9 protein-coding genes and 1 pseudogene are annotated in these 13,688 nt (G+C 63.3%); 5 read left to right on the top strand and 5 right to left on the bottom strand.

The genetic code is table 11. The features are described from left to right. Positions 1 to 92: 92 nt before the first annotated feature. Positions 93 to 965 carry an OmpA family protein gene (locus BUA26_RS14390; protein ID WP_072761483.1) on the top strand — a complete coding sequence of 291 codons (873 nt, stop codon included), beginning with the start codon at positions 93 to 95 and terminating at the stop codon, positions 963 to 965. Between the two features lie 370 nt (positions 966 to 1,335). Here BUA26_RS14390 and BUA26_RS14385 read toward each other — a convergent pair whose 3' ends face one another. Next, entirely contained in the window at positions 1,336 to 1,584 is a 249-nt protein-coding gene (locus tag BUA26_RS14385) for a DUF167 domain-containing protein (protein ID WP_218587830.1), read from the bottom strand. A 269-nt stretch (positions 1,585 to 1,853) separates the two neighbouring features. Here BUA26_RS14385 and BUA26_RS14380 point away from each other — a divergent pair, with 269 nt between their 5' ends. The 3 genes and pseudogenes from BUA26_RS14380 to BUA26_RS20615 form a co-directional block, all read left to right on the top strand. Then, complete coding sequence (locus BUA26_RS14380) at positions 1,854 to 2,327, top strand: YehS family protein (RefSeq protein ID WP_072761481.1); 474 nt, start codon at positions 1,854 to 1,856, stop codon at positions 2,325 to 2,327. A gap of 135 nt (positions 2,328 to 2,462) precedes the next feature. Further along, the gene (locus BUA26_RS14375; RefSeq protein WP_143154286.1) at positions 2,463 to 2,900 is read left to right on the top strand and encodes a hypothetical protein; all 438 of its coding nucleotides are present in this window, start codon (positions 2,463 to 2,465) and stop codon (positions 2,898 to 2,900) included. A 220-nt stretch (positions 2,901 to 3,120) separates the two neighbouring features. Beyond that, positions 3,121 to 3,219 (top strand): annotated as a pseudogene (locus BUA26_RS20615) (DUF1456 domain-containing protein); the annotation flags it as partial. A 95-nt stretch (positions 3,220 to 3,314) separates the two neighbouring features. Here the strand turns inward: BUA26_RS20615 and BUA26_RS14370 are convergent. The 3 genes from BUA26_RS14370 to BUA26_RS14360 form a co-directional block, all read right to left on the bottom strand. After that, complete coding sequence (locus BUA26_RS14370; RefSeq protein WP_072761479.1) at positions 3,315 to 6,056, bottom strand: Ig-like domain-containing protein; 2,742 nt, start codon at positions 6,054 to 6,056, stop codon at positions 3,315 to 3,317. A gap of 268 nt (positions 6,057 to 6,324) precedes the next feature. After that, positions 6,325 to 9,750 carry a glycosyltransferase gene (locus BUA26_RS14365; protein ID WP_072761478.1) on the bottom strand — a complete coding sequence of 1,142 codons (3,426 nt, stop codon included), beginning with the start codon at positions 9,748 to 9,750 and terminating at the stop codon, positions 6,325 to 6,327. 90 nt (positions 9,751 to 9,840) lie between these two features. Then, positions 9,841 to 11,283, bottom strand: coding sequence for a phospholipase (locus tag BUA26_RS14360; protein WP_072761477.1), 1,443 nt, complete (start codon positions 11,281 to 11,283; stop codon positions 9,841 to 9,843). 143 nt (positions 11,284 to 11,426) lie between these two features. Here BUA26_RS14360 and BUA26_RS14355 point away from each other — a divergent pair, with 143 nt between their 5' ends. Then, positions 11,427 to 12,188: a YdcF family protein gene (locus tag BUA26_RS14355; RefSeq protein ID WP_072761476.1), complete on the top strand. Its 762-nt coding sequence runs from the start codon at positions 11,427 to 11,429 to the stop codon at positions 12,186 to 12,188. A gap of 28 nt (positions 12,189 to 12,216) precedes the next feature. Here the strand turns inward: BUA26_RS14355 and BUA26_RS14350 are convergent, their stop codons facing one another. Beyond that, a complete protein-coding gene (locus tag BUA26_RS14350) occupies positions 12,217 to 13,647 on the bottom strand; it encodes an aldehyde dehydrogenase family protein (protein WP_072761475.1) in 1,431 nt (476 codons plus the stop codon). Positions 13,648 to 13,688: the final 41 nt, after the last annotated feature.

The following is a 13,688-nucleotide window of genomic DNA, read 5'->3' as shown; positions in this document are numbered from 1 at the left end:
GTTGCGCACCGCGCGTCTCGGTGCGTAGTGCCCCTCGCTGGATAGTGCGCGCGGTCCATGTATGTGGCCATAACTTGATAAGCAGGAATCGCATGTTCCATTCGATCGTGAAATTTGCAGGCACGGGCCTGTTGTGCCTGACGCTGGGCAGCCTGGCAGCATGCGGGAACGTGAGCCGCGATGTGGCCAGGGATGGGCACAGTGCCGGGCAGCTGGTGTGGCCGGCGCCCGAGAGTGCGACGCCGATGCATCGCAGCGGCACTTTCCCGAACCCGGATGACTTGCGCCAGATTCGTGCGGGGCTCAACAAACAGCAGATCGCCCACCTGATCGGCTATCCGCATTTCAGCGAAGGCATGATGGCGGTGCGCGAGTGGAACTACCTGTTCAACTTCCGTCAGTCCGGCAGCGATCAAGTGACGGTATGCCAGTACAAGATCCTGTTCGACGACAACCGGTTGGCGCAGAGCTTTTACTGGAAGCCGACGTCGTGCGGCCAGCTTTCGATGCCGCCGGGCGCTACCGCCTCGTCGTCAACGGAGTCGCCCAAAGAGCAGGTATTCACCTTGTCGACGGATGCCTTGTTCGCCTTCGACAAGTCGTCTGTCGACGACATCACGAACAACGGCAAAGCACAGCTCGATGACTTGGCGCACAGGATGATCGCGGCTGGTAGCGGCGTTCGGATTGTGCACATTGCCGGCTACACCGATCGGCTTGGCGGCGAGGCCTATAACAGTGAGCTCTCCGAACGTCGCGCCTATGCCGTGATGCATTACCTGGTGAATCGCGGTGTGCCGGAAGAATCCATCGTCGCCGAGGGTAGGGGCGTGGAGGACCCGGTCAAGAACTGCCCCGAGAGTCCACGGGCCGAGCTGATCGCCTGCCTGGCGCCGAACCGCCGCGTGGAGGTGAAGGTCGACGTGGTCGGTGACGGCCATGTCGAGCAGGAGCATGGGACATAGTCAAAAAGGTTTCAGCTGTGGTTAGCCCTCTGGCCGCAGCTGACTCGGGGTCCGCGACTGTACGCGATGCGGTTGCGGGCTCATCCAGGTGGCATTGTGCAGTGCTTTGCCACCTGTCCCGCCGTGAGGCGCCGCGCATGGGAGGGGCAGTACGCCCCTCCCATGATTTCGTGGCCTTGGCGCCGGGCAGAAAGTTCAGCGAGTCGTTATCGGTGCCAAGCGAGCGGCCCAGCAAAAGCTGGAGGATCAGGCACGGCAGCTGGATTCATTGCAGGCGAGCATCGCGGCGTTGAGCAAGGACTTCGATTTGCCGGCCGATGATCCCGATGCTGGCAGTTTGTCCGTATCGGCACGTTCTGCGAGCTAAACGTCAGGCGGTCTGGATGCAAACACGCTTTATTCGGCCGGAGGCGCCGCTCTTGATGGATACGGCGGATTTGGGACAGCCGAAGCATTTGGCTACCAACGCAATCAACTCTTCGTTGGCCTTGCCGTCAATGGGCTGCGACTTCAGTTGGGCAAGCCATACGCCATCGGTGGTTTCCTCGATGAGACTGGCTCGGGCATTGGGCTTGACCTTTACTTGAATCACCATGGCAGCGCTCGACCCTTTGGCCATCGCATGCTCCACTTTGCTGCGGTTGCCGTTGATTGTAATGGTCCGGTGATTTTGTGCTCATATGTAGCCTCTTCCGGAAGACAGACCAAGGGCTTAACCGTTCGGCGCAGGCCACCGCCGGTACGGGTGATCACGCAAAAGGAACGGATACGGCATGGCGCGATGCTCCGGTCCGTGAGCGATAAAACGCAGACATGATGCAAACGGGGTTAATCGTCGTGGGCGTGGCGCGGTAGCATGGCGTCCTCAGCGAGACTTACCGGAACGACATGATCAACAACGACGTACTGCGCGCCATCCGCTACATGCTCGACCTCAGCGATGGCAAGGTGGTGGAGATCACTCATCTTGCCGACGCGAATTTCCCTATCGCCAAGGAGGACGTGCACGCGTTCCTCAAGAAAGACGAGGAGCCGGGCTACGTCGAATGCAGCAACGCCGTGTTGGCGCATTTCCTCGATGGCCTGGTGTTCTACCGCCGTGGCCGTGACGAAAGCCTGCCGCCGCGCCCGGTGGAGAAACGTGTCACCAACAACGTGGTGTTGAAGAAGTTGCGCGTGGCGTTCGAACTGAAAGATGTCGACATGCACCAGATCCTCGCCGACGCCGGCTTCCCGGTCTCCAAGCCGGAACTCAGCGCGCTGTTCCGTCAGCCCGGCCACAAGAATTTCAAGCTGTGCGGCGACCAGCTGCTGCGGAATTTTCTGAAAGGATTGACGATGCGGTTGCGTCGCGACAGCTGATCGATATTTTTGCCGGACGCTCTTCACTTGGCGCGAAGCATGCAGTGGCCAAACGGTCGATTGACGCTTGTGAGCACTGAGCGTAGCGTCGATCGGCACTGCATATCCATGCAGTATTTGTCAAGGAGATAGATTGTGAAACGTATCACGATGCTTCTCGTGTCAATGCTGATGTTCGCAGTCATGGGGTCGGTTTTTGCGCAGGAGGCGAAGCCCTACAAGGAAGGTAAGGTCTTGCAAGTCAGCTTCATCAAGATCAAGCCAGGGCAGTTCAACAACTACATGAAATACCTGGACGGGCCTTACAAGGCCAACATGGACGCGATGAAAAAGGCGGGGCTGATCACCGGCTACGCCGTCTACCGTTCGCAGGCGCGTACGCCGCAGGATGCCGACCTGATCCTGACGATTGCCTTCCCGAACATGGCCGCGCTCGATCGAACCGACGAAGCCGATGCCATTTCGACCAAGGTGCTGGGTCCCATGGACAGCCGGGACAAGGCCAGCATGGATCGGGAATCGATGCGCGAGCTGCTGGGCAGCCAACTGACGCGGGAATTGATCCTGAAGTAGTGTTTGCGACAGGATGGGTGGGCGTTTGTTCGGCCACATCCTGCAGTGATTTTTGGCGCCGCCGACAACACATTCAAGGCGATGCCTTATTCCGGTTCTTGAGTGGAGCGGGTTGCCGGGTTCTACACGAGTCAACCATGTCGAGCCGCGTTGAAAAGGCCCTTGCCTGGCAAGGGCCTTTTTTTGTGCGGGTATGCGTGCTGATCGATGGGTTTTTCATCCCGAACCCCGCGCACTGTTTCGTCAGCTTGGCTGCAAGAATTTCCTGCCATGCGGCGATCAGTTGCCGCGAAATTCTCTGAAAGGGCTGACGATGCGGTGCGCGGCAACGCCTGTGCGGCTTTCGGCACTAGCGTTCGAGTGGAAACGGAGAGGGCGGGAGTTCATCATGGAACTCCCGCCTGTTGCTTGCTGTTACTGCGCTTTCACGCTGACGTCGTCGATCACGAACGAGGTCTGGTTGGAGCTGTCTTCGACGCCGTAGAAGTTGATCTGGATGGTCTGGCCGATATAAGCCGACAGGTCCGCGGTGTGTTCGACATAGCCACTTGCCGCGTTGAGGTTCGACCAGGTCGCCAGCGTCACGTACTTGCCGGCGGGGGTAATTACCTGCGCACTGAGCGTGTCATAGGCCGTGCTGGTCGTGGTTTCGGCGGTGTCGACATGCATGAAGAAATCCAGCGTGGCCTTGGTCGCGGTGGCCGGGATGGTGATCTGCTGGCGGACGTAGTCCGTGTGTGCGCTGCCGTAGCCATCCAGCCAGGCTTTGTAGCTGCCGGTATGCGCCGCTTCGCTGCTGGTGTTGTTGATCACTCCGCTGGTCTGCGTCCACGGCGTGGTGCCGCTTTCGAAGCTGTTGTTCTGCACCAGCTCGGTGGCGGTGCCGCCGCTGTTGGAGATGCTGAAGCTCACCGCGCTGCTGGTGCCCACGTTGCCGGCCGCGTCATAAGCCTTGGCCACCAGGCTGTGCGTGCTGTTGCTCAGCGTGGTGGAATCCAGCGTGGACTGGTACGGCGTGGCGGTCGATGTCGACTTGAGCACGTTGTCGACATAGAACTCCACCTTGGTGACGCCCACGTTGTCGGTGGCATTGGCGGATAACGTGATGGTGCCGGCACTCCCGCTTTCGGACGCGCTCACTGTCGGTGGCGTGGTGTCGCCGCCGGTGCTGTTCGAGACGCTGAAGCTCACCGCGCTGCTGGTGCCCACGTTGCCGGCGGCGTCATAGGCCTTGGCTACCAGGCTGTGCGCGCTGTTGCTCAAGGTGGTGGAGTCGATGGATGCCTGATAGGGCGAGCTGGTCGAGGTGGCCTTCAGCACGTTGTCGACATAGAACTCCACCTTGGTGACGCCCACGTTGTCGCTGGCATTGGCCGATAGCGTGATGGTGCCGCTGCTGCCGCTCTCCGCGGCACTCACCGTCGGTGGCGTGGTGTCGCCACCGCCAGCACCCTGGGTGACCCACACCGGCGCGGACCACAATTGTTTGCCGTCATCCTGGGTGATCTTGGCGTAATAGAAGTGGTCGCCGTTGGCTGGCGTGATGGTGGTGGTAGCGGTGCTCGAGGTAGTGGCGATGGTGCCATTGCTGCCTGGCACACCTTCGAACACCTGCACTCGCTGCACGGTGTGGCCGGCGCTGCTGGCGTAGTTGACGGTGAGCGTCAACGGGCCGCTGTTGCTGAAGCGCTCGCCCATCACATGGCTGTTCGCCGTCAGCACGATCTGGCCGGTCTTGTCTTCGGTGGCGAACACATGGCGGGCGCGCACGGCATCCAGGAATGCCGACAGGCTGAGCGTGGTGCCGTTGGGAATCAGCACACCGGTGCGGTTGGTATAGCTGGCACCCCAGTTGGCGCAGTGATTGTCCTGATCGGAACTCGGCGCCACGTGGTAGCCGCGTTCGAGCAGGATGTTGTAGGCCGGCTCATAGCTGGTACGGCTGGTCTCCGTCTCGGTGGTGTTGCTGGAGAACGCCGAGCTGTTGAGCACCTCGGCCAGCGCCATCACCGTGTCGCCGTCGGCGGTGTAGGCGAGATCCGTTCCGCCGACGTTGAACTGGCCACTGCTGGCGGGATGGTTGAACTGGCCTACCCAGCCGTTCGCCTTCATCAGCGTGTACAGAGAGCCGTAGTCGCTCTTGGCGGTGAACACGTCACCGATCAGCTGGTTGGAGCTGTTGTATTCCCATTCCAGCAAGCTGGGCGAATTGAAGATGTTGAGGTGGCCGCCGTTGCTGATGACACCCCATTCCAGGCCGTAGACCGCCAGGAAATTTGTGTGCGCCGCGTTGAACGTGCTGGCCGCCTGCAGGCCGGACTGGTAAAGGTTGTGCGCCGTGGTCGGACTGGCTGACGTATTGGTGCCGGTGGAGCCGTCGTACATGTGGTTGTGCTCGGACGTCATCAGGATGTCCAGGCCTTCGTTCAAGGCGTACTGATAGGCATCGGCCGGACCGTACGGTGCGCTCTGCGGATTCTGTGCGCCCGTGCAGGTGGACAGTACGCCGCCGCCATCGCTGTGATTGGTCTGGCTGTGCAGGTTGCCGAAGTAGATGGTGTACGGCAGGCTGCCGGCGCTCACCGCCGACATCGGCGATAGCGCCGAGGTGCTGGTGGAAGTGCTGGTGTGTGTGTGCAGAGCCTGGAAGTGCGGCATCACCGGTGCGGCGACGGCACCCACCAACACGTCGTAGCGCTGTTCTTCGATCAGCTCCGGTGCCCGCTGTTGCGCCAGCGTCAGTGCCTGGTCGGGCTGGCCGGTGCCGATGCGTGCGGCGGTGGCGCTATCCAGCGCAACGGCGCGCAGCCGTACCGTCACGTAGCCGACAGGCACTGCGTTGCTGTGGCGATCCAGGCCGTCCCACAGGACCTGTGCCTGTGTGTTGCCGGTGCCGATCGTGCTGTGGCCTTGCCATGTGCGCAACGCACCGCCATCACGGCCGAGCAAGGTGACTTCCCACGCCACCGGTGTTCCCGGTGTCGCTCCCGGATAGGAAAAATGCATCGTGACCGGACGCGCTCCGGTGCTGCGGAACGGTACCTGCAGCGCGGCGTCGAATTCCTCGTGATCAGGCAAGACGCCGGCGAGTGCCGGAATAGCAACGACTGCGCAGGCAAGCAACAAGCCGCCCGCGAACTTGGTTTTCAAATTCATCGATATGATCCCCACCAGATGTAACGTTGAGAAAGCCCCCCGGCCCTTTATCTCAACGAAAGATGACAAGGATAGAATCGTCGCCGTGTCAGCATTTGATCCACTGCTCAAAACCGGCATGTCGTGAACGAAAGTTCATGCGACATGACGCCGGATTATCGAATCGATCTCGCGCATGTGGGCGCTACGGGCTGGCGGCTGAGCGCAGCGAGGTGCGATGGCGGGTGCATCACTGCGCGATCTGCATGCCTCAATGTTGCGCGGTGCTTCAGTGTTCCGCTTCATCTGCGGCATTCACCGTCGCCTTGCGGTCCTGCCGGCCCCAGCCTACCGACGGTCCGCGGATGGCGGTCCACACCGAACGCACCACCACGTAATACATCAGCTGGCGATAGCCGAAACGCTGCAGCACGAGCCACCACAGCAGGCTCCACTGCTCCTTCTTCTCCATCGCGAAGGCGAGTGCCGCCGCGGCGAGATCGACGGCCATGAAGGCGGCGTAGAAGATCAGCATCCTGATCAGGTTTTCGTCGTTGAACTGGCCGCGGTGCTGGAAGTAGTCCAGGGAAGTGCTGACGATCTGCCAGACCAGCACCAGATCGACCAGCGGCGATACCACCGAGAACGCGATCTGGAACAGCCATACCTGCGGCAGTGCGATCGTGCCGAGCGCGCCGTAGCGTGGGCGGAACGTGGCGTCGCGGTGTTTCCACAGGCATTGCAAGGTGCCGTAGGCCCAGCGGAAGCGCTGGCGGGCGAGGCCACGCGCGCTGTCGGGCGCCTCGGTCCAGGCGATCGCTTCGCTGTCGAACAGCGTGTGGTAGCCGGCTTTCTGCACGGCGATGGTGAGGTCCTGATCCTCGGCCAGCGTGTCGGCGGGGAAGCCGCCCAGCTGCTCCAGCGCTTCGCGCCGCCAGGCGCCGACGGCGCCGGGGACGACGGTGATCGCACCGAGTGCGGCCAGCGCGCGGCGCTCCAGGTTCTGCGCGGTGATGTATTCCAGCGCCTGCCACAAGGTGATCAGGTTGATCCGATTGCCGACCTTGGCGTTGCCAGCGACCGCACCGACCTTAGGATCCGCAAACCAGCGCACCAGCCGCGGAATCGTGTCGGGCTCGAACTGGGTGTCGGCATCGAGCGCGACCACCACCGCACCTTTCGACGCGTGCAGTGCGGTGTTGACCGCGTGCGCCTTGCCGCCGTTCGGAATGGTGATGAGCCGTACGCGGGGCTCGTGCGCGTAATGCTGGTTGACCACCGCCGAGGTGGCGTCGACGGAACCATCATCGACCACGATGACCTCGAGGTTCGCGTAGCGGCTCTTGAGGATCTGCCGGATCGAGCTGGCAATCACCTTCTCCTCGTTGTAAGCCGGGATCAGCACAGAGACCAGCGGCGGATTGTCGCCGAGCACAGGCAGCGTGCGTCGCCGCTCGCGCGCCCGGTTCCACAGGGCAAGTCCGCCGAGCAGCAGCAGGCGTGCCACGCCCAGCGTGATGGCCGCGGTCAGCAGCCAGCGGATGAGATGACCGAACAAGCCCAGGGCGAGGAAGACCAAACGGTCCGCCCATTGCGACAGCGAGCCGGGCGCCAGCGGCGGCATGGTCTGCTCACGGGTGAGGCCAGCCAGCGTCGACACGGTGACGAAGTCGTAACCTTGCGCACGCAGGCCGTCGATGATGCGCGGCAGCGCCGCCACCGTCTGCGAGCGTTCGCCGCCACTGTCATGCAACAGCACCACCTGACCCTTGCGATCCGCATTGGTGGTGGCGATCTGGGTCAGTACGTTGTTGACGATCTGGTCCGTTCCCGGTCGTTGCCAGTCGTCCGGATCGATGTGCAGGCCGACCGTGAGGTAGCCCATCTTCTGCGCGATCTGGATCGGCACCAGTTCGTCGGCGGTGGTCGGTTCGGCGTCGCCGAAGTAGGGCGCGCGGAACAGCCGCATCGAATGTCCGGTGAGCGCCTCGAACAGCCGCTGGGTGGCGTTGAGTTCCAGTGCCACGATGCCTGGCGGGCTGTCGCCCAGGTTGGGGTGGGTGAAGGTGTGGTTGCCGACGTCATGGCCTTCGTTGACCTCACGCTGCACCAGTCGTGGCGACATCTCGGCGTTCGCGCCGATGATGAAAAACGTCGCCGGCACATGCTTGGCCTTGAGGATGTCGAGGATCTGCGGCGTCCACTCCGGATCGGGGCCGTCGTCGAAGGTCAGCGCGATCTTGTGCGGCAGCGTGCCGGCGCGCTGGATCACGTAGGAGCTGGGCAGCGCCGTGTAGTTTTCGTCATCGATGCTGCCGTCGTCCTTGTTCATTTCGACGGTGCGTGCGCCGGGCGAGGGTTCGGCGGCGACCTCGAGCACCTCGCCCTGACCCTCGATGTCGATGTCCTCGCCCTGGCCGATCGTATGCAACGACTCCGGTGCCGCTGCGCCATAGTTGCGGCCCAGCACCGGCCAGATCGACGGATCCTCCGCGCCCAATCGCCACAGCGCGTAGCCGTAGGGTTTGTAATCGTCGGCGGCATGGATCTGGTTGTACGCGGTGACGCCGTCGAGAAACCAGACCTGATGCTTGCTGCCGTCATTCTCGCTGTAGGAGAAGTGCGGGTTCTGCGTATCCGGATCGAACGCGATGTCGGCCTGCGCATCCGCAGCGCGATCCATCGCGTCCTGGAAGGTCAGCGTCTCGGCGTTCTGTCCGTGCGACCAGTCATAGCCGTAGCTGCCGATCGCGATGATGGTCTGGTCCGGATCGAGCACCTTCATGCGCTTGTCGAGCGTGCGCTCGAACCAGTCCTGGCCGGCGATGCTGCCGGGATCCTTGCCGGCCCAGTGTTCGTCGTAAGCCATCAGCAGTTCGAAATCGACGATGTCGGCGTAGCCTTTGTAATCCCACGACGCGTCGTCGAACGGCACCGACAGCACGATGCCCCAGCCGTGCGGGTCGAACGCTTCGTTGAGTTCGGACAGGAACGCCTTGAAGTTCTTGTGCGAGCTCTCGGGGACTTCCTCGAAGTCGACTGTCACGCCCTGGAAATGGTTGGCAGCGAGGAAGTCGACGATCTGTGCGATACGTGCCTGCCGTACGGCGGGATCGGCCAGCATGCGCGCCAGGCCCGCACCGTCCCAGTTGCCGCCTACCGCGTTCTGCAGCAACGGCAGGATCGGCGTGGACGGCTTCTGCTTGCGGATCAGGTTGAGTGCCTTGGCGTCGATGCTGGTATGCAGCGCCATGTCGGGACCGCTCACGCTCATCCAGGTCGGGATCACCCAGTCCAGCGTGGGCAGTGCGCGCTTCAGCGAGGGGTAGCTGGTGTCATCCCAGTTGACGTAGAAGCCGATCGCCAGTGGCCGGCCGGCCGGCTTGTCCAGCGACAGTGGCGGCGTGTGCGCCGTATTGGTTTTGCCGGTGTGCGCGCGCGATGGATGCAGCAGTTTCTGGCGGGCGCGCACTTCGGCAGCCAGCTTGGCCGCGGGTTTCAGCAGCTCGGGCGCGGCGGCCTTCACGCCGGTCAGTCCATGTCGCGCCTTGCCTTGTCCACCAAGAAGCAGGCCACCCATGCTCGGTCCTACGAACAGGCTGATGGCGCATGCCACCACGAACAGTGTGCTGACCACGCCGGCGATCAACACCAGCCGCGAGACATGGATGGCTCGTCGGCCGGTGGGATCGAAGAAGATCGGTTTCTTTTGCATGCCTGGAGGGGTTGGCGGACGCGAGGAAATAACTAGTGTGCACGGCGCGGCTTAACCATGCCGGTGCAGAACGTGATGATACGGGATCGCTCAGTCGATCACGTTGCCGGGCACGGGCTCGCTGAAATCCTCCGGCGCCAGTTGCCGGGTCAGCCGGAACACGCCTTCGTGGATCTTGCGTGGCAGCACCACGTCGAGCACGGTGGTCTGGTGCGGGGCGAGCACGCCGAACAGGTCATCGCCGGCGGCGCTGTTCGCCAGCGCGTGATGCACCAGACCGCCAAGGTCGGTGGGCTGCACGCCGGCGCCGTAGGGGCGGTGACTGTCGACCGCCGCGCGCAGCGTCTTGCGGCTGTTGCGCGGATCGGCCACACGGGCGTCGCCGGCCAGCAGGCTGTGATCGAGGAACAACGAGATCGTGGTGCGGTTCTTCGAATTGGCCTGGCGGTCGAGCATGAAACCGTCCGGCAACAGGTCGGGGCTGGCCGGCACGCCGGCGGTGAGCAGGAAGCCGGCGCCGGTCAGCGGTTCGCCGGCCTCGTCGGTGAGCCGCACGATCAGCAGGCTGCGCGGGTCGTGGATATGCACGCGCGGAGAAAACAGCCCGGCCGGTTCCAGCTCCACCTTGTCCGCATCGCGCGCGGCGTTTTCCTGGTCGAAGGCGTCGCAGAGTGCGCCGTAATCCGTGGCGCTGCGAATCTGCAGGCAGCGCACGATCGCCTGTACCGTAACCGGCGCCGCGCTGGCCATGATGCCGTAGGCATCGCCCGAATGGGCCGCGCCGGCGATCAGCTTGAACGCGCAGCGCGGACTGCGGGTGAGGTTGAGAGCCAATGTATCGACACCGGCTTGCGCGCCGCCATTCTGCGGCGACAGCACGGCGTGGTGGGCATTGAGGTTGGCGGCGGCGATGCGTACCACCCCGTCGGAACCATCCTCGCCGGTGTAGCTGTTGAGGTGGTCATACAGCGAGCGGTCCGGACGGTCGCCGGTCAGCACGAACTGGAATTGCCCACTCAGGACAGGATCGTCGCTGTGGATGTGATCGAGGTTGAGCGACAGCGATTCGGTGCTGCCCAGCTCCAGCCAGTCGAGGATGCGCTGGCCTGGATCCACGCCGGCAAACATGGATTTGAGCCGCCCGAGCACGCTCTTGCCTAGCTGCGCCAGTGCGGAGCCGAAGTTGGCCGGCGCCAGCATCACCAGATGGCTGAGCCGGATGGTGCTGTGTGTGGCCGGCTTGTCGCGCTGCGCACGTAGCCATTCGCGCACCACCGGCCCGCCGGTGGAATGGGTGAGGCAAGCGAAGCTGGCGTCGAGCAGATGCAGGTCGCGCAACGCGTGATCGAACGCCCGCACCAGGTCGGGCATGGTCACGGCATCGTCGAAACTCACGTATTCGGACAGCCAGATATCGGCCAGCGTCAGCGACAGGCCGGCGGCGGCAGCCTGCTGCTGCAGTTGCGACGGCAACTGGCCGTAGGTCGAGGTATTGGTGACGCTCCAGCCGTGGACGAAGACGAGGGTGGTCATGGCGTACTCCCTGCACGATGAGCCAGCCTAACCAAACTCGCGCGGCAGCACATCTGTCATGGGGCTCCTGGGCGTCCCTGGCGCATGGGTGCACCGCACACCGGCATAATCACGGCCTTCCTGCCGACCTTTGCCGAGCCCTGATGATCCTGAACACACTGTTGATCCTGATTCTGTTGGCGATCGTGCTGGCTTTGCTGAAGTGGCGGCGCTGCAGCCGCGCATTGCTGGCGCTGGCCGCGATCCTGCTGCTGGCGGCGGGCTGCGGGCCGTTGCCGACATGGTTGCTGACCCGGTTGCAGTCCGATTACGTCGCGCAGGCGCCGGTCGCTTGGGGCCAGCGCAATGCGATCGTGCTGCTGGGTGCGAGCACGGTGCAGGTAGCGAACAGCGGACAGGTGGAAGCGAGCCTGTTCGCGTACGGGCGCATCAGCGAAGCCGCAGCGCTGTATCGCACCTGCCGGCAGAGCGGCAATGCGTGCAAGGTCGAAGTAAGCGGCGGCGATGCGCGCGGGTTCGGCGAGTCGGAGGCGGCAGCCTATGCCGGCAATCTGCAACGGCTCGGCGTCGATGCCGCCGACCTGCTGCTGGAGTCGCGCAGCATGAACACCTGGCAGAACGCGCAGTTCAGCGGCCCGCTGCTGAAGTCCTGGGGCGCCGACCGGGTATTGCTGGTGTCGTCCGGATTCCATCTGCGTCGCAGCATGCTGTACTTCACGCACTTCGGCATCGAAGCCACTCCGGTGCGAGCCGATTACGTCAGCGGCGTGCTGTCCTGGTGGCCGTTGTCTTACAACTTCGCCATGGCCGACCTGGCCTTGCACGAGTATGCGGGCATCGCGCGTTACCGCTGGTACAACGCGATGGGCTGGAACGTGCAGGCGACGAGGCCCGGTTCACTATGAGGAGCCGGCCGCCTATCGTCAGCGGCATTCAAGACTCGCGCATGACCATCAAGCGCAACTCGGTCATGTCCTCGATCGCGTAGCGAACCCCTTCGCGGCCCAGGCCGGACAGCTTGACACCGCCGTACGGCATGTTGTCCACGCGAAAGCTGGGAATGTCGTTGACGATGACGCCGCCTTGTTCCAGTTCGTTCCATGCGCGCATCGCATGATCGAGGCTGTCAGTGAAGATGCCGGCCTGCAGGCCGTAGTCGGAGTCGTTGACCATGGCGACCGCGTCGTCGAATTTCTTGAACGGGGCTAGCAGGGCGAACGGGCCGAAGGCCTCCTGGCGGTTGGCCTTGGAGTCGACGGGCACGTTTTCCATCAGCGTGGCCTCCAGCATGTTGCCGTTGCGCCCGCCGCCGCACAGGATCCTGCCGCCGGCCTTTTTCGCCTCCACGATCCAGTCGTGCAGGCGCGTGGCCGCGGCTTCGTCGATCATGGGCCCGAGGAACACGTCCTTCTTTTTCGGATCGCCGGCCTTGAGCTTCTTGGTGGCCGCGACCAGCTTCTTCTTCAACGCCTCGTAGATGTCGGCATGCGCATAGATGCGCTGCACGCCGATGCAGCTCTGGCCTGACTGGTAGAACGCACCGAACACCAGCCGCTCGACCACGCGGTCGAGATGCTGGCCCTGGTCCGCATCGACGATGCAGGCCGCGTTGCCGCCCAGTTCCAGCACCACCTTCTTGCGGCCGGCACGCGCTTTCAGCTCCCAGCCAATCTGGCTTCCGGTGAAGGAGAGCAGCTTGAAACGCTCGTCCTCGACCAGAGCCGCCGCATCTTTGCCGTCCAGGGTGAGGATCGAGAACGCGCCTTTCGGCAAATCGGTTTCGGCCAGCACCTCGCCGATGATCAGCGCACCGATCGGAGTCTTCTCCGCCGGCTTCAGCACGAACGGACAGCCGGCGGCAATCGCGGGAGCGACCTTGTGCGCGACCAGGTTCAGCGGGAAATTGAACGGGGTGATGAACGACACCGGCCCCAGCGGCACGCGCTTCGTGTAGCCGTGATAGCCGTCCAGACGGCCGGCCAGTTCCAGATTCAGCGTTTCGCCGTTGATGCGCACGGCTTCTTCCGCGGCGATGCGGAACGTCTCGATCAGCCGGGTCACCTCGCCGGCGGAATCCTTGATCGGTTTGCCGGCCTCGATGCACAACGCCTCGGCCAGCTCGTCGCGGCGTTCGGTGAAACGCTGCGCGCAGTGCTGCAGCACGGCCTGGCGCGCCCACGGCTTGAAGTTGCGCATCGGTGCCGTGGCTTTCACCGCGGCGGCAATCGCTTTTTCGGTGGCTTGCGCATCCGGCACGGCCACCCGCGTGGCGACCTTGCCGCTGTATTTGTCCCGTACGACCAAGTCGGTATTCGGCTGCTGCGGCTGGTTGGCGAGGTAGTAGGGATAGGACTTCTTGAGCATGACGCTTCCCGCTGTTTCGCTGCGGCAAGCATAAGAGCTGC

The sequence above is a fragment of the Rhodanobacter sp. OK091 genome (assembly GCF_900142825.1).
GTDB lineage: Bacteria > Pseudomonadota > Gammaproteobacteria > Xanthomonadales > Rhodanobacteraceae > Rhodanobacter.
This window is presented reverse-complemented; position numbering and strand designations above follow the sequence as displayed.